Raw genomic sequence first — 23,777 nt, 5'->3', positions numbered from 1 at the left:
TCTTTCAAAACTAGTCTGCTATTTCATCGATGAAGTTTGAAATGTCATTTTTGAAGATATACTTACTGAACTGTTTGCTTAATACACTGCTCACATTTCGATAAGCAAAAGTAGGTGTATTGGGTAGCGTATAGTAATAAATGCCGTTTTTTTCATATATAGGAGCAGCTACTGTTGTTAAATGGTTTCCTTCGATAGCATTTCCGGCATCAGCAGCTATATCAATAATAAAAGCACCCTTTTTTACTTGTTCTTGTTCTTTAATCGTTAAAATTGGGTTACCTGAGTCCCCTACCTCAATCCCATTAATAATGATTGAATAGGTATCTATCTGCCGTTTGAATTGTGGCAGTGTTTTTCGATAGAAGAGTTGTACCGAGGAAGAAATTTTTGAAATTGCATGGAAAGCGCCCTGAGCAGTGTTTCCTGAACCCAAAATAGCAATATCTATGTGGCTGTCTGGTAACAACCCAAAACTTAGTAGGGCATGTAATACCCCTGCATACCCCGCATAAAAGCTGTTTTGATAAACAAAGTTTTTTGGAATCAATTCTGTATTATAAACCTTTCCTTGATAGGACAAGGTAGGTTTTTGATTATCGATATCAAGAATGTAGAGGTTTTTGGGAATTGCTTGAGACTTCATAAATTCTTTTCCGGATCCTAATGGATGAGTCCAGCCAATGATGATTTGATTTTGACGAAGCGAATCATAATCAGAGGGTTGAAGTATTTTGAGAGAGAAGATAGCATCACATAAAGCAAAAATTTCAGAGCGAGTTAAGATTGTACACCCTGCTTTTCGATATTCCACATCATGGATACCTAAGGAGTGTCCAAAACCATTTTCAATATAAACTGAATTGGCGAACTGCTTAATATGTTCAGGTAATAAAGGGACACGACGTTCATTTGGAAAATTTGATTTTATAAAACCTAATTTCATAATTCCATCTCCATTTCATTTTTTAAATGTTTTTGAATAAATTGATTCCTAGGAAAGTGTTTGATAATGATATCACCATATTTATTGAATCTAAACAGTTTACAAAAAAATATATTTAAAGGATCGAAAAAGGTTTTTAGCTAATCACTTGAATTACGGAAAACCATAAATACATCAAGACAATTTTCTCGATGTATTTAATGACGAACTATATTTGCATTTGTTGTTCGGAGTCACTTATTGCTTCACGCATAGTATCAAAAGTTTTGATATCAAGATCGTAAATAAATCTATCTATGTGCATTGATTTTAAATCTCTTAGGTTTAAAACAGCAAAAGTATCATAGACTTTACGGGAGGGCAGCTTCCTAAAGTTGGCCTTTTCTAACGTTGCATAAATTCGATAATTGGAAATATAGACATGGACGGGATAAAAATTAGTCAATTTAATCACTTCCTCTTTGTTTCTATATAAGTGTAGCATGCTTTCTTGAGCAAAAGAGATCATTACGAAAAACGTAAGGAAAACCTATATTGATCGAAATAATGCATTCCATTAACTCAGCATAGGAGGGAATCAGGCACTTCCACTAAATTATTAATAAGTGCCTGAAGACTAACCAAAAATAGTATCATGTTGCTTCACTAACTGAGTTTTTTGCTTCATGCTTTGATCGTTCATATTCCAGATAAATTACAGGAATAATTAAAGTTGTAAAAAAACCAACACAAAAATTTAAACCTAACTCAATCATGAATTTGAAAAAGGTATCAGATGTTTGTGGGGTGGTAGTTGGAATGACATAAGTTTTAGAATCTTTATTAATAGTATCATCAATAATAAATAATTCGCTATTTTGCTGGTTAGAATACATCTCATCATAAACAACTTCTTTGACATCTCTTGCATATAAGGTTCCTAACTCATAGAAGTTTTGACCATTAATATTTTTAAGTTCTTCCTTAGAAGTTCTATGGATAACTAAATACTGTTGTGGATCAGAGTAGTTAAATGCAATGCAAATACTAATACATGTAATAAGAGCTAGTGCAAATTCTGTCAATAGTCTAATTTTATCGGTATTTCTAGGAAACATTCTGTTTTTTACGTACCTTTTTCTAAATATCAATATCCAAATAAAAGGTCCAGAAAAAAACAAAAATATGAATTGTAAAAAAAATAAAAAACCAGGAATAAGTTGCCCCTTCATGAAAAAGTGAACAAATAAAAAAAGATAAATTATACTGACGATGAATGGAGCTATCGTAGACTTGAGAATATAAGATTGGATATCTAGATTTTTTTCAGGAATATTTTTCTTAGTGTGTTTGCCCATAAAACTCTCCTTTTTTAATTTATTATATCAGAAAGATTATTGAGCAAAGTAAACTTTTTAAACATTGATTAAGAAGGTAGCAGAGTAATAATAAATGGTATTTAAGTATTGTCTAGAGCAATTTGAATTATTCAACTCTCTTATGTAAATGTGTATTTTGATAAAACATAAGATATATGGAATCCACTAACCGACGCTTGAAAGGAGACTCAACAAAATGAGTTATCGAGTTACCAAAGATGAAATGCTGAGGATGAACACGCGGCAGCAAGCAGTAAAATTACTCAAACGTCTATCGAAGCAAGGCTATAAGTATGTTACTCGTGATTTAGAAAGTGAATGGCTCCTTTGTTTTAACCTGAAACCGAAAAGATACCTGGATTTAGAAATCTGGGGTTATGTAAATGAAAAAGACGATGGAGCAATGATGGCCCGCGGATTTAAGAACACCGATATCACTGAGATTCGATGGAGCAATCGTTCACCAACGTTGATTAATGAATTTTTGAGCGATGAAATAATAATGACAGGTTAGGAGATGCAGCAATGAGAACCGAAATTGAAATACAAAAAGAAAATGTCACAATCCTGATAAATTTAATCAAAGAAAATCCTGAATTGAAAATTTTACCGATGGTTGATGGCGAAGTTGTGGCAGGAGATGATTTCTGCCATTGGGCAGGTTCGTTTGGTAAATCCGAAGTAGATTATATCTGGAATAATGGTGAAAAAATTTATTTCAAATCTGGCGATGAAGAAGAACTTATCGAAAATGAAGTAGAAAATATTGAGGATTCAGCGGAATTATTCCATGAAAGCCATCCAATGTGGCGGACAATCGAAGACCGTGCCAAAGAACGTGTTAACCAGTACCCGTGGGAAAAAGTGATTGTCACATGGATAGGATTACCGTAGGAGGCTCAGCAATGAAAGTTGATGATTTAATATGCGAGTTATTAGTTATGAGAGATGCTTGCGGCGGCAATGCCGAGGTTTTTGTAGTAGATATGAATTTTTGTGAAGCACCAGTGTTGAAATCAATTAGCGAAGTTGATTCTATGGTAGGTACTGCAGAGGATGACGAAGAGCCGGGTGTAAAGATACCTGTAATCGGAATTTAACCATTCCACTAACGTCGGCTTGAAAGGAGAATATTACATGGGGAGAGATCAAATTAAGACTCGATTTGAGCAATGCAACACGGAAATCGAGGAGCTCAGAATGATGTTTCGTAAAAGTAAGAACACTACTGCACGCGAAGCGATCACCCTCCAAATAAAGAATCTGGAGGCTGAAAAGTTGAAGCACCGCATTATAGCAAGAGCGCAAGGAATTGACCTATAAACAATAGCAAAGAAGGGGGAGCTTTATTGGAAACGCAAGTAATCGAATTGTCTGAGAAGTCAATGAACAAGATTGTGGATGCTGTAGTCGAAAAGATGACAGCAGCGCAAGAAAAGAAGCGGCGTGCCGTAAGAAACAACGCCTATCACAATATCAGGGAAGTGCTAAAGAATTATTATCAACTGAAAACGCATTGTAAAATTGTGGATCAGCAGGTAGAGGAAGAAGTAGGCTCGTTCTGGTTTGATTGGCGATTCGATGTGAACAGCCTGTTAGAGCATAAGGCCAAGACAGTAAAAATTATGAAGCATGTTGATTTTGCTCTAATGGCCTATAAGGAGTCAGATCCTGATGGGTATAAGCTACTTGAGATGAAATACCTAGTGCCGCGGCCGCTGTCAGATGAGTTTATCGCAACACATTACGATTGTGACCGTAGAACAATCAAGCGTCGGCTAGACAAAGGGATACAGGAGGTTGCTAAGTATACCTTTGGCATCGAAACTGTAATTAATTGGTTTTGACGTGCCCAAAACGCGCCCCACAATGGTACATCCTTCGTGTTAATATGATAGCGTAGAAATTTAGCAGACCACCTCAAGCAAATTGAACACCAACGAAAACTGTCAGACATGACTACTCCTTTTAAGTATAGCGATTTAGCAAGAGGTGGAAAGCTAATATAGGCAGCACAAAATAAATCTAAGGAGATGAGACATTCCTTTCTTTTTATTTCGACACGTGCTGCCTGTTTTGTCGCTGTGGCGGAAAGGGTAGACGCAAATACAAATTCACGAGGATGCAACAGTTAACGGTTTGCGGTCATGCGAGAGTTGAGACTACGTGCCGAAAAAGTGGCTTCAGTTGGAGAACATTATACTCAAATCGTGAAGAAAAAGACCGCATGCAAGGTTCGATTCCTTGCCAGTGACTTTAGCAACCGATGATACAAGTGGTTCGTGGAGGAGCAGCACAACGAAAGTGCTATGTAGGTTGCACAATACATACAAGATCGCTTAGGCGGTCTTTTTTGGTTTACAAGGAGGTAATAAAGATGGGATTTGACAAATATTTCCTACAAACATACGATAAAACCTATAAAGGAGGAAATCGTATGAAAAAAGTAGTTGTATTTATCAGTCATATCAGCGAAGAATCAGAACTAGCGGTTATGTTAAAAGAAGAAATAGAGAAAAAATTTGTAGGCTTTGTTGAAGTCTTTGTGTCTTCAGACGGGGTAAGTATTAGCGCTGGGGCTGAGTGGTTAAACCAAATAACTAATGCTTTAAACAATGCATCAATAATGATTGCATTGTGTAGTAAAGATTCGGTAAAAAGACCTTGGATTAATTTTGAAATGGGAGCTGGATGGATGAAGGGCATAAAAGTAATTCCTGCCTGCCATACTAACCTATTGATTGATCAGTTGCCAAGTCCTACTGATATGCTACAAAGTTTATCTTTGAGCAACCCAGATCATGTAAAACGTATTTTTCGAGCGATAGCAGAAAGTGCGGGAGCAGACCCAACAAATGTAGGATTATATGAACTAGATGATCTTTGTGATAAAATTTCTGATTTTGAATATGAATATGGGTTCCTCAATAAAGCAAAAAGTTTAGTCGAGCAACTTGAGAAAAAGGTGGATTATTTCAAAGTTTTCTTCTCAGAGGCAAGAGTTGGAAACACTTATCAAATTATGCTGAGTGAATCCGATTATGTTTTTAACAAAGATCTTTTGGGAGAATTAGAAAGAATGGATATACTAAGAGTTATACCTGAACCTGGACAAGAGTCAGCATTAATATTTACAAACACAGGATCTGGAAAATCTTACCATGCAACTTTGCTTAGCAATTACTTGAAAATCATCTAACAGTCTCCTCGTGAGGCTGTTTTATTTTGCGTTGAAAGAGAGGTGCCGTGTGATGTGGAAAAATGGGAGTTAGCATATAAAGATTACCAAGAAGGTATGAAGTATAAAGAGATTGCCGCAAAGCACGGTGTCTCTATCAACACAGTAAAGTCATGGAAGACCCGAAAGTGGAAAGAGCAGGAACAGAATAAGGGCGCACCTAGAAAGAAAAAGAGTGTGCACACAAAACAGGAAAAGGGTGCACACAAGGAACAAGCGCAACTCGTAATAGAGAATGATGGCACTGAAGATATAACCGATGTGTTGGAATACTATGGTATTAACGAACAACAAAGAAGGTTTGCTGACAATTATATCGAGTCTGCTAATATCTATCAATCGGCTATTAAAGCCGGTTACAGTGAAAGTTATTCGAACTCATTAGGATATAAACTATTGGGAAATATTGGTATTAAGAATTACATTGATGATCGTATGCGCGTGTTAGCTCACGGGAAGGTTGCTACCCAGCAAGAAATATTGCAGGGATTAACCAGGATATTTAATAGGCAAGAGAGCGAGCATCAAGTTGTCACTCTTAGGTCTAAAGAAGAAAAGTGGGTTCCCGTTGGAGAAGATAAGCAGCTTAAAAAACAAACTGTAGAGACTGAAGAGCCTAAGATTGTAGCTTACCCTACAAAAGTTAGTGATGTGATCAAAGCAGGTGAATCTTTGCTGAAACGATTAGATTTATTAGGTAATGATGAAGGTAGCGCAGGTATTACCATTATTGATGAGTGGAGTGGTAGTGATGAGTAAGACTATCTACATTCAGAAGGAAGTAAACCCACACTTCAAATCAGTTTGGACGAACCAGAAGCCTTATGTGGTGTTAAAAGGCGGGCGTAACTCTTTCAAGTCCTCAGTGATTGCCTTATTGTTAGTTTTCAAAATGTTAGCCTATTTGCTTAAAGGGGAGAAAGCTAACGTTGTAGTAATACGTAAGGTCGCTAATACCATACGAGATAGTGTTTATCTAAAAATACAGTGGGCTTTGAGTAAATTCTTTATCTCAAGTCAATTCAGCTTTACTGTATCGCCCTTTAAGATCACTCATAAGAAGACAGGTTCAACCTTCTACTTCTACGGGCAAGATGACTTTCAAAAGCTTAAATCAAACGATATTGGCAATATAATTGCTGTCTGGTATGAGGAAGCAGCTGAGTTTAAAGATGCTGAGGATTTTGACCAATCAAATGTAACGTTCATGCGGCAAAAGCATCCGTTAGCTATGCAGGTTCAATTCTTTTGGTCATACAACCCTCCTAGGAATCCTTACTCATGGATTAATGAATGGGTAGAAACGTTAAAAGGCCATCCTGATTACTTAATACATGAGTCAAGTTATCTAGATGACAAACTAGGGTTTGTTACAGGACAAATGCTAAGCGATATAGAGCGGGTAAAAGAAAATGACTTCGATTATTACCGCTATTTGTATCTAGGTGAGCCTGTAGGACTTGGAACGAATGTTTACAATATCAACTTATTCCAACCGTTAAACGAGCTGCCGGATGATGATAGGATTGTCAGTTTGTACTATGCTACTGACGTTGGTCATCAAACATCAGCTACAGTATCGCTTTGTTTTGGACTCACAGCAAAAGGCGATGTCATTCTGTTGAATATGTATTACTATTCGCCACAAGGCAAGGCTGTTAAAAAAGCGCCTAGTGACTTATCAAGCGAATTGCATAAGTTCGTTACTAAGACGGCTAATCATCACTCAATAGGCAATGCAAAGATTATGCAGCGAACGATTGATTCTGCTGAAGGAGGTCTAAGAAATCAGTATTTCAAAGATTTTGGGCAGCGCTGGCATCCAGTAGCAAAGAAAAAGAATATAGATATGATTGATTACGTCCATGACTTACTTGCTCAGGGGCGTTTTTACTATTTAGTGCCAACAATAAAAACCGGGTTATCAAATTGCGATGACCTGACTCTTTTTATTGAAGAACACAAGCGATATCAGTTTGATGAACGCTATTTAAATAGTGACGATCCTAAAGTATTGAAGGAGTTTGATCACAGCGTAGATGCCTTCAAATATGCTTGTTTAGATAATGCTCGGGCTTGGAAGCTGAAAAGGTAGGTGAAGTGTATGGGAGTAATTCAAAATATTAAAAACTTATTCAAGAGAGGGGGCTATGCTGTGACAGGACAAACACTAAATTCAATCAATGACCATCCTAAAGTAAACATCGATCCTATCGAGTTGCAGCGGATTGAGCGTGACTTTCGAGAATATCGCAACGAGTATGACAAGATCGTTTATATCAATTCGAACAACGAGATAAAACGTCGTGATTACATGACTATCAATATGCGAAAACTTACCGCTGAAATGCTGGCAAGTCTAGTGTTTAATGAACAGGTTGAAATATCCGTTGATATAGACGAAGCGGATAATTATATCAAGCATGTTTTTGAACACAACGACTTCAAAAAAAATCTTTCTAAGTATTTAGAGCCAATGTTTGTTGCTGGTGGTTTAGCTGTTAGGCCATATGTTGACACCGCTACTGGTGAAATGGAATTCTCTTGGGCACTAGCAAATGCCTTTTATCCTCTACGTTCGACTTCAAATGGTATTGCTGAGGGCGTTCTTGTATTCAAGACCTTGGAAGTAGAACAAGATAAGACAATTTACTACACTTTGCTAGAATTCCATGAATGGGAAAACGGGAAGGTAGTTATCACGAATGAGCTTTATCGCTCAGAAGATGCTAACAGTTATGGTTCGAGAGTACCTTTGGGGCATAAAGGGCAGTATAAGGGTTTGCAAGAAACAGCAACCTTAGAGTTTATGAAAAAGCCACTATTCAATTACTTAAAACCTGCTGGCTTCAATAACTTTAGTCTGTATAGTCCTCTCGGGATTGGAATATGTGACAATGCTGTAAACACGCTTAAGCAGATTAATGATACCTATGACCAATTCAACTGGGAAATTAGAATGGGGCAGCGGACAGTCGTTGTTAGCGATCATGTATTGAATTATGTACCTGATGAACAAGGCAACTCACTACAACCTGTGTTTGATCCAGATGTAAATATCTATCGCCCTATGAGGATGGATGATGATAAAGAATTAATCAAGGATATCACTAACGACATTCGCGCTGATCAATACATCACAGCTATTAATCAGTTCATGAAGACACTAGAAATGCAGATGCAGTTATCTGTAGGTACGTTTAGTTTTGACGGCGAGTCAGTAAAGACGGCAACCGAGATTGTTAGTGAGAACTCATTAACGTATCGAACCCGTAACATGCACTGCAACGAAGTAGAGAAGTTTATCAAAGGATTAGTCGTATCAGTTCTTGAACTAGCATCAGGGACTGTCTTAGAAAACGGGGTAAAGCTTTATACAGGTGAAATACCTAGTTTCGAACAAATCAGCGTAGATTTTGATGATGGAATCTTTGAGAGTTTGGATCAGAAGTTAGACTTCTTCAGTAAAGCCAAGACAGCTGGTTTAGTTCCAATCACTAAAGCGCTAGAGGGAATCTTCAAAATTACTGAGGAAGAATCATATGAGTGGTATCAACTGATTCAAATGCAAGAAACAGGATTGGATCAAAGCGAGATACAAGCTTTTATGGAACGACAGGAGCTAGGGGATGATGAGTAATGATCACACCTCACCAATTAGACTTATGGTCCAGTAACTTTGCTGAACTTTACAACTCCTTAGAGGGTGAAATACTCCGCATTATGATTAAGAGGTTGTCTAGCGGCCATACAGACATTTTAGAATGGCAAACAGATGCTTTGAAGGATTTACACCTATTCAACAATGAGGTCATTAAGGAGTTAGCCAAGGTCACAGGAGTTGCCGAGTCAGAGATTAACAAGATGTTTGAAGCTGCAGGCAAGCAGACGGTGACCGATATTGACAAGATTATGCCGTATGAAACCAAGCCGATGCCGAGCAACTTGGACAATATCATCAAGAGTTACGCGGATCAATCATGGTCTGGAATTGATAATTTAGTCAATCAAACGCTTGTTACGACTAACTACGGCGTAGGAGCAGCAACACTAGCCTACCAAGGAGTATTGCGGCGAACGCAAGCATTGTTTAACGCAGGACTATTGAACTTTGACAAATCATTAGAAAAAGCGATCCAAGAATTAGCCCAGAAAGGCATTCGCAGTGCTTTTATTGATAAAGGCGGGCATTCTTGGAGCATAGAGCGGTATGTTAGAACTGTTTTAAAATCTACGTTAGCAAATACGTATGACACTTTACGAAAAGACCGTATGGCTGAATATGGCGTTCACACGGTGATTGTCACGAGTCACATGGGGGCACGTCCAGCTTGTTCACTTATTCAAGGTCATGTTGTTGATTTAAGAGATAGCGTGCCACCTGGAAGTGAGTATAAAAGTATTTACGATCCGTATTGGAAGGCTGAATATGGAACTCCAGGCGGTCATAGAGGTGTAAACTGCAACCATTTGCACATTCCATTTATACCTGGCGTTAATACGAACAACCAGCCTTCCTATGATGCAAAGGAGAATGCGGAAGTCTCTAAGCTTATGAAGAAACAGCGAGAACTAGAACGCGCCATTGTTAAGCTTAAAAAGAATCAGATGGTAGCTGAGGCTATGGGGCACACTGACAACGCGGCTGAGTGGGGTCGTAAGGTTAGAGCGATGCAGAAACGAACCAGAGAGCTTGTAGCTTCAAACGAGTACCTAAGCAGGAATTATAAGCGTGAGAAAGTCTATACGCCGCTTAATACTTTGCTGAAGGATTTCCGGTATGACGACTTTTAGGAGGGGCAAAGATGGCAGAACAACTATTTCAATGCGGCTTTTGTAGTGAATTAACACCGCTGATTATGAAACAGGACAAATTAGGTGAGGGCATTCAACACAACTACGCTGAATGTAAGCAATGCAATGGAAAAGTGACTCATAGCTACACCAATAAAAGGATACGCGGATTAATGGTTAGGCAGCAGCACACTAAGCCGGGTAAAAAGAAGGCAGAGCTTGCAGAATTGATCCTGAAGGAAATGGATGAACTGAAAAAGAATTACGAATAGGGAGTGAAGTTGATGGAAACCCAAAAACAAGTAAAACAACGCAACTCACAAGATGATTTCATGGAGTTTTTCAAAGGACTTGATGAAAATTATCAGAAATACCTTATCAATGAAATGAAGAAGAAACCACCGGACAAACAACAGGCAGTAGCACAGGCAGATAGTGCCGGATTGGTTGGTGGTCCTAAATCTCGTTAGCCGCGTCAAGGCTAGTTGGAGGCAGCATGGAATTTAGAGAGTTAAAACGAAAAAAAGAGCGAGGCGTATCGAATGAAGAATTTATGGATAAATCTAAAGAATTCTTCGTAGATGCAGAAAGTATTGTAGTGGTCGGTGTAGATCAAAATGGTATCATATCGACATTTTACACTCAAAGCACATCATTAGGCGCTATCGGAATGATGGAAGTAGCTAAATCACAACTTATTGATGAAATGGAAGTCTAGCAATCGCTAAGGCTTTTTATTTTGCCCTGAACATGGCGTTAAACTGTTCAATCCATCGTGGTCGTAGCCACGTCAAAACTCGAAAGGATGAAGGATATGAAAAGAGAACAGTTGAAAGAATTAGGTTTATCAGATGAACAAATCGGCTCAATCATGGCATTACATGGTCAAACAGTTAATGAATTGAACAAAAGCGTAGCTACTGCAGAGCAAGAGCGTGACCAGTTCAAGGAGCAGCTGGCAACCAATCAAACCGAGCTAGATTCACTAAAGGAGTCTGCAAAGGGGAATGAGGAACTTACCCAGCAACTAACTGACCTACAAGAAAAGTTCAATTCTGCTAAAACTGAATCTGAAACGAAACTCGCAGAGCAACAAAAAGACTTTGCTATCAAACTAGCGCTTAAAGAAGCACAGGCGTTAGACGAAGACATTGTGTTAAGTCAATTAGACAAAGACACAATTAAGGTCGTTGATGGCAAATTGCAAGGATTTGAGGAACAATTAAAAGGATTGCAGGAAAGTAAGACATTTTTATTTCAGCAAGAAGAAAATACGCCAGCAACACCCAAAATCGTTGTCGGCGGTAATCCTCAGGGGGCTCAAGAACCTTCTGGAACGATGAAACAACAAATGAAGTCTGAAGCTTTCAATTTAACACAGTTTTTACAAAAAGAAGGAGAGAAATAATTCATGGCAAATGAAATTACTAAATTACTAGATGTTGTTACACCAGAAGTATTCAATGCGTATATGGATAACTTCACAGAGGAAAAATCCGCAATCATCCAGTCAGGAGTTGCGGTTGCAGACGCGGAAGTATCAAAAAATATTACTGCAGGTGGGTTATTAGTCAATATGCCATTCTGGAATGACCTGGATGGTGAAGATGAAACACTTGGAGACGGAGAAAAGGAGCTAGAAACAGGTAAGATCACTGCTGGCGCTGATATTGCAGCAGTAATGTACCGTGGACGTGGATGGTCTGTTAACGAACTAGCAGCAGTTATTTCCGGTGATGATCCTTTAGGGGCACTACTTGGTAAAATTGCTTCTTGGTGGTTACGTCGGGAACAACACGTTCTTATTAATGTATTAAATGGCTTATTTGCAGATGCGGATACAGGAGCTTCCATTCCTGCTGGGCCATTAAATGGAACGCATTTGTTAGCGAAAAAAACAACGTCTATTTCGGGTGAATTAGTTTTGGATGCTAAACAACTGCTAGGAGATTCCGCTGATCGTTTAAGCATGATCGTTATGCATTCGGCAGTTTACACGGCATTACAAAAGCAAAACTTGATTGCTTTTATTCCTAATGCTCGTGGAGAAGTAAATATTCCTACTTATTTAGGCTATCAAGTCGTGATTGACGATGGAGTACCAGCGAGTGGCACAGGTGCCGCTAAAGTTTACACTTCTTACCTGTTTGCTTCAGGTGCAATTGGGCGAAACACAGGCACTCCTGCAAAGCTTACAAGCTTCGAGAAAGCTCGTAATGCTAAAAAGGGTAATGATGAAGTCTATACACGTCGAGCGTTCACAATGCACCCATACGGTGTTAAATTTACAAATGCCGATCGTGAATCTGGTGAAATCACACCGACAAATAAAGATTTGTCTAATCCTAAAAACTGGGAAAAAGTTTACGAAGACAAACAAATCGGCTTAGTTGCTATTCAACATAAATTATAAGAGAGCTTTTGGCTCTCTTTCTTTCTGAGGAGGGAGATCATGAGTTATCTCAATTTTAAAGAATATAAAGAGTTAGGTGGCAGAGCTTCAGAAGAGAAGTTTGCCGATTTCTACATGAAGGCTGAGGCTCTATTAGAAAACATTACCAACAATTTCTATATTAGAAATGATATCACCGCAGATGTAGAGTTTCGTTCGAGTCGTTTCAAGAAGGCTCTGGTAGCTCAGATAAACTACTTTACGGAAATGGATGCTGATACCTTCGAATCGTTAAACAAGATGCCACAGAGCTTCCAGATTGGCTCTACGTCAATATCAAACGGCAGCCGCTATAATTCCAGTGGGGCAAATGAAAGTAAGTCGCTTGTTCCTGATGATGTATATGTTTTCTTGGAAGGAACCGGCTTGTTGTATCGAGGTGTTCGCTCATGTTGATACCTAAGCCACCAAAAGAAACGCTTGTTGATTCGATGGTATATAGATCATATAAAGGTCAAGGGGATTACAACAAGCCTGAGTTTGAAGGTGATCAGCTAGTAAACTATGTTCGTATTGATCGTAACCCGTCGTACACCTTCGGCACACAAGGTAAGCAGCTGCTGTTTAATGCTACTGTCTTTTGCTACGACGGTCTAACCGAACCGCTACCTATCTTTAAAGAACAAGATGTACTCGTTTTTGATGGTGTAGAGCATACAGTTACCAGCGCTGCTGTTTTCAAAGAGCCATTCGTTGACCAAGTTTATTCGTATGAGCTGGGGGTGATGTAATGAGTGGAGTAACAGTTAATTTGTCGGGTGTTCGTGGAAAGCTAAGCAAACAAGCTTTCGAAAGAGGACGTTACGCGTTTGGTAACCAGGCGCTGGCTGATATGAATCCTTTTGTTCCCAAAAAGGATAATCATTTGCGACAGTCAGGACATCTTTCCCATGATGGCAGTAAGATACTTTATGAAATGCCTTATGCTAGAAAACGGTTCTATGTCCCAGCAAAAAAATACAGTACTCCTGGTACTGGTCCACGTTGGGACAAGAAAGCAAGATCAATGAATCTGCCAGCTTGGAAGCGCGCGTTCTTGAAGGGAGCTGGGTTGTAATGGATTTTATCGACCGATTGAAAGACTCGATCAACTCTATACCTGATTTGCCAATTAAACTTAAGAAAGGATATCTATTAGATGACTCACTAGTTATATATCCTTTACCTGGTGGCAGCGTAATTACTGAATATTACGACAATGTAAAAGACCAACAACTGAATTATGAAATAGCTATGAAGTCTAAAGATGGCAACTTGATCGAAAAGACTTTATGGACTATTTCTGATTATGTAGAGAAACTAGAAGAAGTAAAAAGTAAGGATGAATCGTTTGATTTCGATTCGATCTCAATAGCGAACAAGCCATTTATCAGCGCTGCTGATGAACAAGGCTGGTTCGTTTTTTTGTTTGATGTTCAAGCAAATCTAACAACTTATTAGGAGGAAAACTAATGGCACGACAAAAGAACGCGAAACGAGAACACTGGCTTGCGCCTTATGTAGATGGACAAGAAACGGCGCCGGCAGTAGCTGCAGAAGACTGGGTTCGTTTAGCGAAATGGATCAATACAATCGGTGATGATTCCAATGAAGAAACCGAAGAAGAAGGGTTCTATGATGGTGATGGTACGCCAGAAACAACTGTAATGTCAGTCGCTGGAGCATACACACCAGAAGGTTATTACGATGCCGAAGATAAAGCACAGAAAATGATTGCTGACATGAAGTATCTTACCGGGACTGGGCGTAAAGTCTGGCACAAAGTGGTTCAAACTAACGGAGATACTTTTGTTGGTAAGGCAACTGTGACCGATATCATTGCCGGAGCAGGCGACGCTGTTACCTACGAAGAGTTTAGCTGCACAATTACATTTGACCAAGCGCCAACGAAAACCCCAAAGTCGTAGCCCCTGAAACTCGTAACGCAAAAGTATCAACGAGCAAAGGGGTACCAAAAGAAACAGATGAAACTAAGGGAGAGTAGTCTCTCCCTTTTCTAGGAGGATAGCCTATGCAAGGTTTAAAGATTAATGTCGAAAGAACGGGTTTTCCAATTGAATTAGGTGGACATAAGTTCTTTTTCGATTGTTCAACGGAGCATATTGAGGAGTATGAAGAGAAGTTTGCTGCTGTCGGACCTAAATTAGAGAAGTTAGAGCAAGGCGATGACACTATCGAAGATTACAAAAAAGCTTTAACGATAGGGTATGATGCAATGCTTGGAGAAGGCACGTTTGAAAAGCTCTATGACAGTGTGCCAGATGTCGTAGCATGGATCAATGCATTTTACACGTTGGCTGAAGGAATCGCTGAGAAGGTTTCTGAAGTCCAAAAAGAACAAAGTAGTAAATCCGACGAATTGAAAAAACAGTATTTGAAAAAGAAGAAAAAGAAAAGTAAGAGGTGATTGTTATGCGGTTAAATGATCCGCTGGTCACTTCTATTTTTTTTCATGATCAAGAGTACGCTATTGATTTATCATTCGATAATGTTCTGGATGTTTTCGATGTACTGTCTAGCGACATGTTGTTAGGAGACAAGATCGATACTGTAATTACTTTGCTATTTGGCGAAATAATTTTAGAAGCGTCCTTAAAAGCAGAGCTGTGGCTCTTGGTAAGGGATAATTTCATTCTTTTAGGTAATAGCAACGAGCCAGAACTAGATGAGCTAGGCAATCCTATGCCAGTAGTGCATGGAAAGCAAAGTTTAGATATACAACAAGACGCTAAGTACATATACGCGTCTTTCAGACAGATAGGGATCAATCTATTCGAAGAGCAGGGGAAACTGACTTGGGTAGAGTTTCAAGCACTTCTAGAAAGCCTTCCTGAAGACACGATCATTCAAAAAATCATTCAAATCAGGAATTGGACTCCTCAAAAAGGTGATTCTGCAGAATACAGGAAAAAAATGAGAGATTTAAAACGAAAATTCGCTTTAGATGGAGAGGAGGAAACGGATGGCTGATGGAACAGTATCCATTGATGTAAAGGTTGATGGTAAAAATGTTTCTTCTCTGAACAAAGACCTCGATAATTTAGAAGGAAAGTCAAACAAAGCTAGCAGAGGGATAAAAGACATGGTAGCAGCAATGGAGCTTGTAAAAGTCGCCAGTGCTGCTTTTAATGTTTTAAAGAATTCTGTAGGTGATGCGGTATCCCGATTCGATACTATGCAGAAATTCCCCAAAGTCATGAATGCCTTAGGATTCTCCGCTGAGGACTCAACAAAATCAATTAATAAGCTTTCCGATGGTATTGATGGGTTACCTACTAAACTCGATGATGTTGTTGCACAAACTCAACAGATGACAGCCGTAACAGGTGATCTAGATAGGTCAACTGATACAGTTTTAGCATTGAACAATGCATTTCTTGCTAGTGGAGCATCAACGGATGACGCTTCAAGAGGTATGCAACAATTTAATCAAATGTTGTCTACGGGAACCGTTGACTTTGAGTCTTGGAAAACGCTTCAAGAAACAATGCCGTTAGCTTTGCAGAAAACCGCCGAAGCTATGGGGTTTACTGGGAAAGCAGCACAACGAGACTTATACGCAGCGTTGAAAGACGGAACAGTGACATTTGACCAATTTCAAGATAAATTAATCGAACTTGGTACTGGTACTGGACAACTTGCATCATTGGCTAAAGAAAATAGCTTGGGAATTGCTACTTCTTTTGGTAATCTGCGTAACTCAATATCAAAGAATGTAGCGAACATACTTACCAAGCTGGATGAACTGATTAAAAGTGTCACCGGAAAGGCTATCGCTCAGCACATAGATAGTTTAAAAGCTCTTATAAACAGTGCAGGGAACACAATAGTAAAATCGATGGACGGGATTATCCCGTTCGTAAACAAAGTTAGGGAATCTTTTGCTAATCTAAACAACAATACAAGTTTTAGTATGATTGTAACAGCTTTAAAAAGTGTTGGAAAATCTATAGGAGATTTAGTAAATAACTCAGACATACAGAGAATAGCCACTGACTTTGAGTTTGTCGGATATATGATTGTTAAGATGTCCAAAGAATTATTCTCAAAAGTGGCACCTTCTATCGTTGGAGTTATTGAAGTGTTTAAAAAATTAGCTTCATATTTATTACCTACTCTTTCTAATCTTTCGGGAGTAATTACCACTATAGCAGTTACGTTAATGCGGGAATTCGCTGAGAGATTACCGATTGCTCTAGACATTTTTAAAGGTGTATTCTCAGGACTGGTTAACTTCATTGGACCATTAATGGTAGAACTATCGGCGAAGCTTTTAGAATTCACCGTAACTGTGTCACAAGCGTTTCTTGATAAAGTCATACCTGCATTACAAAAATTTGGGGATTGGGTTAAGAATAATCAGTCCTCGGTTGAAGCGCTAGGTGCTGTTATAGTTGGACTCGTTGCAGGGTTTGCTGCCTTCAAAGTTGTGTCTACAATAATTAAGCTTTTTAACGGTTTAAAAGTTGCGATTGTTGCAGTTAAAAATGCTTTCGCAATACTAAATGCAGTTATGAAGGCAAATGCAATAGGTTTAATAGTGGGAGCGATTGTAGCCCTTGTAGCAGGGATTATATATCTTTGGAAAACTAATGAAGGTTTTAGAGATGCAGTTATCAAAATCTGGAATAAGATCAAGGAAGCATTCCTTACAGCAAAGGAAGTCATAGTGACCGCATGGGAATCAATTGGCGATTTCTTCTCTGGTATTTGGGAGAGCGTTGTCGGGGGAGTAGATGGTGCTGTAACAGGCATACAGGAAAAATGGACAGCCTTCAAAGAATGGTTCTCGTTATTCTGGGAAGGGGTCAAGACTTTTGTTAGTGAAACATGGCAACTCTTAGTGAATGCAATACTTATGATCGTAGCTCCGTTTATCGGTATTCTCATGATGAACTGGCAACTACTAAAATCTGGCATGGATGAAATATGGGCAGGTATACAGATGGTTGCTCAGGGAGCTTGGGAACTGATTAAGAATATTATACTAGGTCCTGTCTTATTAGTATTGGACTTAGTGACAGGTAACTTTGATCAAATGGGTAGCCATTTATCCCAAATTTGGGAAAATATCAAAGGCGCAGCCTCTACAATTTGGGAAGGAATAAAATCGATTTTTTCTGGAATTGTCAGTGCGATAGTTGATTTTGCACAGGGGCATTTCGAGAATCTGAAAAATATTCTATCAAATATTTGGAATAGTATAAAGGCAACTGCAGCCTCGATATGGCAAAGCATAAAAAATACAGTAACTAATTTGATTAGTACATTGGTATCCACCGCTCAGAATATTTGGAATGGTTTTAAGAATACCTTATCGTCAATCATGCGTGGTATTCAATCGACAATCACATCAGTATGGAACTCCATAAAGTCATCAGTCATCAATATTATTAATGGATTGGTTTCTGGTGCGCAGCAAGCTTGGAATAACATGACTCATGCTGTTTCAAACGCAGTTAATCGCGTCATGAGCCTATTCAATTCTTTGCGAAACATTAACTTGCTTGATATTGGTAGAAATATTATTCAAGGTTTGATCAATGGTGTAACTGGTGGATTAAATAGTCTATGGAATACAATTTCGAATATAGGGAATGGGATCAGGAATACAATAGCAAATGTGTTAAGCATTCACTCTCCTTCTCGTGTGATGAGAGATGAGATCGGAAAGTATATCCCACAAGGAATTGCGGTTGGTATTGAAGCAGACGCAGATACTGCGTACAACGCTATTCGGAGCCTTGGAGAAGGTATATCTAAGTCAATTAGCCCTGAAATGGCTTTAGGTACTAGCAGAATGGGCTTAGCGACTACTGGTAGCCAGATAATCAATAATAGTTATATTACAAAAAAATCTAGTGTTAATCGTGTTTATGAACTTCACACGACTGTAGATTTAGATAGCAGAGAAGTTGGCCGTAGTGTTTCGGTATACTCCGAGAAAGAACTAAATAGAAGAAACACAATCAAAAACGTTTTGGCAGGTGAAACATAATGGCAGAGTTTAACGTATATTTCAATGGTGAGAAGTTGCCTATCCGAGTGTTAGGCGGTTTCACACGCGGCCCGATGGTCGGAGAGTACGAAAACAAGACAATAGACATATCAGACATGGACGGAACCGAGGTAATCTCTTCACGTATTAAGGAGGGGGTTATTGAGGTTCCGTTTGTTATTCAAGGAGACTTGCACACGGCGCATGATGAAATGATGCGGATTCTGAACGTGGACGAACCCAAGAAGCTGCAGTTTTCCGATCAGATGGATAGGTTCTACTTAGCCATTCCGCAAGGAAAGCCGGACGCCGAGGAACTCGTGCAGTGGTTTGAGAAAGGCTCTATCTCGTTCCTAGTACCGTCTGGTGTTGCCTATGCCGAAGAGGAAACGATTGTGACGAATGACCGGGAGGTCGTGACTGAGACGTTTGTTATTGATGGAGTACAGGGAACGGGTAGTTTGTTTGATGGACAGATCAAAACATCCTTCGCTCAAGAACAATATGATGAGCTTGTTGATCCTTCGAGGTACGTACGATCTGAGACTAACATAGTAGATTGTGGCGCTGAAATTCAGTTTAAGTTCAATGTGATTCAAATACTTGAAACAAAATATCCGAATCTTTTTTCTGGACTTACGACAATAAAAGAAAAAGAAGCAAGACTTCATGATTTTATGAAAAATGTTACCCTAATAAGTTCTTGTAGAGGCGGTGGTATGAACGAAGCAAATATAGCAAGCTCGTTAAAATATTACTTGATTCATATCTTAGCATCTGACAATAAATCAACATGGAGAGTTACGACAGGAGCTGTCGGGGCAAATGACTTTAATAATAAGCAAGTGAAGTTAACGGGGTCATATCCTAAACAAATGAATGATGGAAACTATGTTATTTACATTTCATCCAAAAAGAATGGAAATAGTGATAATGGGGCCATTTCAGATGGAATCACACCAGCATGGGTTGAAGTCAAAGATGTCAAATTAGAAATCGAATTAGAACTTCCGAGAAAACAAACGCTGATAATTAATAATGAAGGAACACATAAAACAGCGCCTGAATTTTCTTTCGATTTTGAAGAAGATAATGGCTATATTGGGGTTGTTCACCAGGATGGCATTATCCAATATGGATCACCGAGTGAAGTAGATGGTGTGACAAAGCAGAAATCAGTTGTTTTGCTGCAAGATCGTTTTGACAACAACAAAGGTTGGGAAATCAATAGCAATAAAGCGGTGACTATGCTCCCAATGACAGCAAACGGAGCTGTAAAGTGGGACCCGAATCAAAGTTTTGTTTACCCGACTGATTTTGGAACAGGAACTGGATGGCACGGGGTAACACTAACCCAAGCGCTACCAGAAGAAGCAAACAACTTTACGCTAGAATCCCTATCAAGGATACAGGATATTTGGGCTGAGAAAGCTGGCCGTTTAGAGTTCACTATTTCTGCTGCAGATGGCACGAGATTGTTCACAATACAGTTTAGAGATGACTCAGTGTCTTCTTCTCAAAATCAATTTTGGGCGTATGTAGGCAACCAGGAAGTTGACCGTGACACTTCAACTTGGCGATGGCGATGGTGGCTAGGTAGCCTAACAGTACGCAAAGCTGGCAACTTGTGGGAGTGGACCATTCAAAACGGCCATAATAAATGGACTAGGCAATACTTAGATGGTGGGTATGCAGTCTCTAACAAAAAGGCAGCACGTATTACAATCGCTTTTGCTGCCTTCGGAGACAAGAAACCAATTGCTTGGGAAGATGTTGCTAAAAATAAAAGCGGCATGGGATGGTCAGAATTACGCTTCGTCAAGGACAACGTTGATTATTGGGTAGACTTGCCGAACAAGATGAAAGCAGGCGACACAGTGGAAATTAGGAGCACTGAGGGTAAGATATACAAGTACTGGCAGAACCAGGAACCTATACAAGACATGTTAGATGCTGACATAGGCAATAACTATTTCTTGCTGCCCGTTGGTGAGAGTGAAGTACAGTTCCATTTTTCGGATTACATGAGTGAGCCGCCGCTGATCACCGCAAAATATAGGAAGACATACAGATAGGAGGCAAAAGATGCAGTTAATTATAATTGATCGTCAAAGCAAACAAGTACTAGACATTTTGAGCAATGAAGCGCCTTTTGCTACGCCATTTGATGACTCTTTCAGCGGTGGCGGACTAACAGACAGTTTAGATACAGGTATGGCCACATACTCATTTGAAGTCTTGAAGAAATATGCAGCCGCTGACCATCTAGTTAAGGGTAATGAGATTGCCTTTCGTGACAAGAAGGGTCAAGATAGATTATTCCAGATCCTGATTGTTGAATCGGAGCATGATAAAAAAGTTATTCATTGTGTAGATACAAATCTGACTTTAAATAATACAATTGTACGACCTTATGAAGCTGAAAAAGATTACCGAATAGCCGACTACATTAACCGTTTCTTGCCTAGCAAGAGCGGTTTTTCTATTGGGATTAATGAAATACCTCATCTATCAAGAAAATTAGTGTGGGAAGGACATGAGACGGTAACAAAGCGTTTGCGGTCTGTAGCTACACAGTTTGATAATGCCTATATCGGCTTTCGTGTTGTGATGCAAGGGTCACAGGTTGCAGCTCGTTTTATCGACATCTATAAGAGACGTGGGAAAAGTATTGGAACCACTTTAGAGTATTCTAAAGAAGTCAATAATATTTATAAAACGGAAGACTTATCAGAACTCGCGACAGCTTTGATTGGTATTGGTGGTATGAAAGAAGGCTCAGAGGATCAGGAGAGCATAACTTTTAAAGACAGACATTATCAATCAGCTGATAATCGGTTTGTAAGTCCAGCGGGTGATGATCGAGTGTACGATTTGATCATGGGACCTTATTGGAAAGAAAACAAACCGGGAATGCAGACCTATGAGGGGTATATTGAACGAACGTTTGAATATGACACACAGAGTCCGCAGGAGCTGTTTAATCGTGCGGCAAATCGCTTAGCTGAGTTATCACAGGGAGCGAATACTTATGAGGTAGATGTAGCGTTACTTGACGATGATATTGGTTTAGGCGATACAGTCCGAATTGTCGATCATGACTATCAGCCGGAACTCTTTTTAGAAGCGGATGTCTTAGAGCTGACGCAGCACTTGTCAAACGAGGGAAGAAACACAGCGGTATTTGGCAACTTCATTGAGAAAGAGTCTAAGATTGATGCAGCGTTAAGAATGGCTCAGGAAGCGATGAAACAAACGCAACTGCAGGCTCTTTACGAATGGAGAGCCTATGCGGATGATGATCAAGGGAACGGCTTCACTCACCGATACAGTGAAGAGAAGGAATACATGGCGATTCTCTTTGTTAGAAACAAACCTGTACCTTCAGACGATCCAGCGGATTATCTTGGTCATTGGACAAAAATTCGTGGTAGCAATGGAATTGATGGTGATGATGGTAAGACTTATTATCCTTGGGTAGTCTTCGCTGACGATGCAAATGGTAAAAATATTAGTTTAGATGGAAATGGGAAACCTTATGTTGGCATTGGAAATGGGACAAATCCAGTTCCTTCTATGAATCCGGCTGATTATAAATTTCAATTGCGATATGATCAAGAATTGTATAAGCAAGTTCAAGATCAGATTGATAGTGTACCTGTTGTAACAGTTGGGACGATCAGACCGGAGAATCCGAAACATGGGGATCAATTCTGGCAACAAGACTCAGAGGGGGCATTAACCGGGTACTTTAAGTATGTGGTTAAGGATGGTATAGGAACCTGGGAACCCCAAATGGTTGATCAGGCCTTGCTGAATATCTACGAGTTGAATGCTGTTAATATCAACGGCTCTGTGATCAACGGTTCAAAGTTTACAAGTGAGTTCACTGGTACAGATGATTACGGTCGTCCTATCAACGGAGTGTTATCAATTGATGGAGGAGTTATCAAGTCTGACTATCTTTATCCAAACGAGCCGGGGCGTACAGGATTAATGCGACTGTCTCATGAAGGTTTAGCGAGTGTTGTTTCCAGAGACGGACAAGGAACCGCAAACGCCGGCTTCAACCTAAACACTGTTGCGATGAGAATTTATTCCGATCAATACGACGTTAATTTGTCGAAAACTAATCTGTCTTTAGTAGATAGTATCGCTTTGCGTGAAGCTACGTTAGCGTACGACAAATTAACATTGTTAGATAAAGCTGGAAAAAAATACTTTAAAGGGGGCTTTGAAGGAATATCAGTTGAGCAACGGTTAGGTATAAGCCTTACAAAAATGACCGTTCCTGCTGGTGGCGGACTTCCAAGTATTCAAGCGTGGGAAGTTTTGTCGGCTGGATTCAATGACTATAACAATCCGAGCGAAACATGGATGGATATCAAAGCAAAAGTTAATTTGCAAAATAATGTGATGAACAATCTAAGTGTCTTGAATTTCAAGAATGGTAATTCAAGCGTTTCGTCAACGGGAAATCGAATTTATGTAACCAGTGATAACCATTTAGTTGTTGGTGGTAACTGGGGTACTTATTTAGCAGCTTTCAACACAGGGACACCAGTCACTGTATTGCATGCTGATAGAAATGCAGTACAGGTATATAAAAATTTGAACATGAACGGCTACTCCATAACCAATCAATCTGATATTCGATTAAAGAAAAATGTTAAACCGTCAGATATTGATCCTTTGAAAGAATTTGAATGTATTGAATTTTATGACTTTGACTGGGACCCTGAAAACCCGAGAAACAAAGGAAAGAGTACTGAAAAACAATATGGTCTGATTGCTCAACATGTACCGTTTTTATCTGAACACTCTTCATTTGAAACAGACAATTATTTGGTAATTAATCAAATGAAACAGATGAATTTAACTACCCATGCTGTAAAGGTTCTGATTTCGAAAAACGAAGAATTAGAGACGCGGCTTGGTGTTTTAGAAGAAAAATTGAACAAGTTTCTGGAAAATGGATAGTTGTTGTCTAA

Annotated in this window: 28 protein-coding genes; 25 read left to right on the top strand and 3 right to left on the bottom strand. The window is 39.2% G+C overall.

Going from position 1 to position 23,777, the window contains the following annotated elements; translation table 11 throughout:
- Positions 1 to 10: 10 nt before the first annotated feature.
- From IGI46_RS14145 to IGI46_RS14135, 3 genes are all read right to left on the bottom strand, one after another.
- The gene (locus IGI46_RS14145; RefSeq protein ID WP_429973677.1) at positions 11 to 946 is read right to left on the bottom strand and encodes a N(5)-(carboxyethyl)ornithine synthase; all 936 of its coding nucleotides are present in this window, start codon (positions 944 to 946) and stop codon (positions 11 to 13) included.
- A 208-nt stretch (positions 947 to 1,154) separates the two neighbouring features.
- Positions 1,155 to 1,391: a hypothetical protein gene (locus tag IGI46_RS14140; protein WP_429973676.1), complete on the bottom strand. Its 237-nt coding sequence runs from the start codon at positions 1,389 to 1,391 to the stop codon at positions 1,155 to 1,157.
- Positions 1,392 to 1,578: 187 nt separating this feature from the next.
- On the bottom strand, positions 1,579 to 2,283 hold the full coding sequence (locus IGI46_RS14135; RefSeq protein WP_429973675.1) for a hypothetical protein: 705 nt from the start codon (positions 2,281 to 2,283) through the stop codon (positions 1,579 to 1,581).
- 217 nt (positions 2,284 to 2,500) lie between these two features.
- Between IGI46_RS14135 and IGI46_RS14130 the strand changes: the two genes are divergently transcribed.
- The 25 genes from IGI46_RS14130 to IGI46_RS14010 all read left to right on the top strand — a co-directional run bounded on the left by IGI46_RS14130 (position 2,501) and on the right by IGI46_RS14010 (position 23,766).
- The gene (locus tag IGI46_RS14130; protein ID WP_429973674.1) at positions 2,501 to 2,818 is read left to right on the top strand and encodes a hypothetical protein; all 318 of its coding nucleotides are present in this window, start codon (positions 2,501 to 2,503) and stop codon (positions 2,816 to 2,818) included.
- 11 nt (positions 2,819 to 2,829) lie between these two features.
- Complete coding sequence (locus IGI46_RS14125; RefSeq protein ID WP_429973673.1) at positions 2,830 to 3,198, top strand: hypothetical protein; 369 nt, start codon at positions 2,830 to 2,832, stop codon at positions 3,196 to 3,198.
- A gap of 11 nt (positions 3,199 to 3,209) precedes the next feature.
- On the top strand, positions 3,210 to 3,404 hold the full coding sequence (locus tag IGI46_RS14120) for a hypothetical protein (protein WP_429973672.1): 195 nt from the start codon (positions 3,210 to 3,212) through the stop codon (positions 3,402 to 3,404).
- Between the two features lie 37 nt (positions 3,405 to 3,441).
- A complete protein-coding gene (locus tag IGI46_RS14115; protein ID WP_429973671.1) occupies positions 3,442 to 3,627 on the top strand; it encodes a hypothetical protein in 186 nt (61 codons plus the stop codon).
- A 26-nt stretch (positions 3,628 to 3,653) separates the two neighbouring features.
- The gene (locus IGI46_RS14110) at positions 3,654 to 4,151 is read left to right on the top strand and encodes a hypothetical protein (RefSeq protein WP_207702682.1); all 498 of its coding nucleotides are present in this window, start codon (positions 3,654 to 3,656) and stop codon (positions 4,149 to 4,151) included.
- 530 nt (positions 4,152 to 4,681) lie between these two features.
- Complete coding sequence (locus tag IGI46_RS14105) at positions 4,682 to 5,503, top strand: toll/interleukin-1 receptor domain-containing protein (RefSeq protein WP_429966165.1); 822 nt, start codon at positions 4,682 to 4,684, stop codon at positions 5,501 to 5,503.
- A 54-nt stretch (positions 5,504 to 5,557) separates the two neighbouring features.
- A complete protein-coding gene (locus IGI46_RS14100) occupies positions 5,558 to 6,301 on the top strand; it encodes a terminase small subunit (RefSeq protein ID WP_429973670.1) in 744 nt (247 codons plus the stop codon).
- On the top strand, positions 6,294 to 7,637 hold the full coding sequence (locus IGI46_RS14095; protein WP_429973669.1) for a PBSX family phage terminase large subunit: 1,344 nt from the start codon (positions 6,294 to 6,296) through the stop codon (positions 7,635 to 7,637). The genes IGI46_RS14100 and IGI46_RS14095 overlap by 8 nt, the downstream gene beginning before the upstream one ends.
- A gap of 60 nt (positions 7,638 to 7,697) precedes the next feature.
- A complete protein-coding gene (locus IGI46_RS14090; RefSeq protein ID WP_429973668.1) occupies positions 7,698 to 9,182 on the top strand; it encodes a phage portal protein in 1,485 nt (494 codons plus the stop codon).
- The gene (locus IGI46_RS14085; protein WP_429973667.1) at positions 9,182 to 10,336 is read left to right on the top strand and encodes a phage minor capsid protein; all 1,155 of its coding nucleotides are present in this window, start codon (positions 9,182 to 9,184) and stop codon (positions 10,334 to 10,336) included. Before IGI46_RS14090 ends, IGI46_RS14085 begins: the two co-directional genes overlap by 1 nt.
- A gap of 11 nt (positions 10,337 to 10,347) precedes the next feature.
- A complete protein-coding gene (locus IGI46_RS14080; RefSeq protein ID WP_429973666.1) occupies positions 10,348 to 10,608 on the top strand; it encodes a hypothetical protein in 261 nt (86 codons plus the stop codon).
- Between the two features lie 12 nt (positions 10,609 to 10,620).
- Positions 10,621 to 10,806 carry a hypothetical protein gene (locus IGI46_RS14075; RefSeq protein ID WP_429973665.1) on the top strand — a complete coding sequence of 62 codons (186 nt, stop codon included), beginning with the start codon at positions 10,621 to 10,623 and terminating at the stop codon, positions 10,804 to 10,806.
- Positions 10,807 to 10,832: 26 nt separating this feature from the next.
- On the top strand, positions 10,833 to 11,054 hold the full coding sequence (locus tag IGI46_RS14070) for a hypothetical protein (RefSeq protein ID WP_429973664.1): 222 nt from the start codon (positions 10,833 to 10,835) through the stop codon (positions 11,052 to 11,054).
- Positions 11,055 to 11,150: 96 nt separating this feature from the next.
- Positions 11,151 to 11,744, top strand: coding sequence for a phage scaffolding protein (locus tag IGI46_RS14065; protein WP_429973663.1), 594 nt, complete (start codon positions 11,151 to 11,153; stop codon positions 11,742 to 11,744).
- A 3-nt stretch (positions 11,745 to 11,747) separates the two neighbouring features.
- The gene (locus IGI46_RS14060; RefSeq protein WP_429973662.1) at positions 11,748 to 12,749 is read left to right on the top strand and encodes a major capsid protein; all 1,002 of its coding nucleotides are present in this window, start codon (positions 11,748 to 11,750) and stop codon (positions 12,747 to 12,749) included.
- A gap of 39 nt (positions 12,750 to 12,788) precedes the next feature.
- Positions 12,789 to 13,184: a hypothetical protein gene (locus IGI46_RS14055; protein WP_429973661.1), complete on the top strand. Its 396-nt coding sequence runs from the start codon at positions 12,789 to 12,791 to the stop codon at positions 13,182 to 13,184.
- On the top strand, positions 13,178 to 13,519 hold the full coding sequence (locus IGI46_RS14050; protein ID WP_429973660.1) for a putative minor capsid protein: 342 nt from the start codon (positions 13,178 to 13,180) through the stop codon (positions 13,517 to 13,519). Before IGI46_RS14055 ends, IGI46_RS14050 begins: the two co-directional genes overlap by 7 nt.
- Entirely contained in the window at positions 13,519 to 13,845 is a 327-nt protein-coding gene (locus IGI46_RS14045) for a minor capsid protein (protein WP_429973659.1), read from the top strand. The genes IGI46_RS14050 and IGI46_RS14045 overlap by 1 nt, the downstream gene beginning before the upstream one ends.
- A complete protein-coding gene (locus IGI46_RS14040) occupies positions 13,845 to 14,228 on the top strand; it encodes a minor capsid protein (RefSeq protein ID WP_207702669.1) in 384 nt (127 codons plus the stop codon). The genes IGI46_RS14045 and IGI46_RS14040 overlap by 1 nt, the downstream gene beginning before the upstream one ends.
- Before the next feature lie 11 nt (positions 14,229 to 14,239).
- A complete protein-coding gene (locus IGI46_RS14035) occupies positions 14,240 to 14,695 on the top strand; it encodes a phage tail tube protein (protein WP_429973658.1) in 456 nt (151 codons plus the stop codon).
- 104 nt (positions 14,696 to 14,799) lie between these two features.
- The gene (locus tag IGI46_RS14030) at positions 14,800 to 15,195 is read left to right on the top strand and encodes a hypothetical protein (protein ID WP_429973657.1); all 396 of its coding nucleotides are present in this window, start codon (positions 14,800 to 14,802) and stop codon (positions 15,193 to 15,195) included.
- Between the two features lie 5 nt (positions 15,196 to 15,200).
- Positions 15,201 to 15,758 (top strand): Gp15 family bacteriophage protein, encoded by a 558-nt coding sequence (locus IGI46_RS14025; RefSeq protein WP_429973656.1) that lies wholly within the window; start codon positions 15,201 to 15,203, stop codon positions 15,756 to 15,758.
- On the top strand, positions 15,751 to 18,786 hold the full coding sequence (locus IGI46_RS14020) for a phage tail protein (protein ID WP_429973655.1): 3,036 nt from the start codon (positions 15,751 to 15,753) through the stop codon (positions 18,784 to 18,786). The genes IGI46_RS14025 and IGI46_RS14020 overlap by 8 nt, the downstream gene beginning before the upstream one ends.
- A complete protein-coding gene (locus IGI46_RS14015; protein ID WP_429973654.1) occupies positions 18,786 to 20,861 on the top strand; it encodes a distal tail protein Dit in 2,076 nt (691 codons plus the stop codon). Before IGI46_RS14020 ends, IGI46_RS14015 begins: the two co-directional genes overlap by 1 nt.
- A gap of 10 nt (positions 20,862 to 20,871) precedes the next feature.
- Entirely contained in the window at positions 20,872 to 23,766 is a 2,895-nt protein-coding gene (locus tag IGI46_RS14010; protein ID WP_429973653.1) for a phage tail spike protein, read from the top strand.
- The last annotated feature ends 11 nt before the right edge of the window (positions 23,767 to 23,777 follow it).

The organism is Enterococcus sp. AZ163 (assembly GCF_050498925.1).
In the GTDB taxonomy this organism is placed as follows: domain Bacteria; phylum Bacillota; class Bacilli; order Lactobacillales; family Enterococcaceae; genus Enterococcus_A; species Enterococcus_A ferrettii.
The sequence above is the reverse complement of the archived record's forward strand: the minus strand, read 5'-3'. Positions and strand labels throughout refer to the sequence as shown.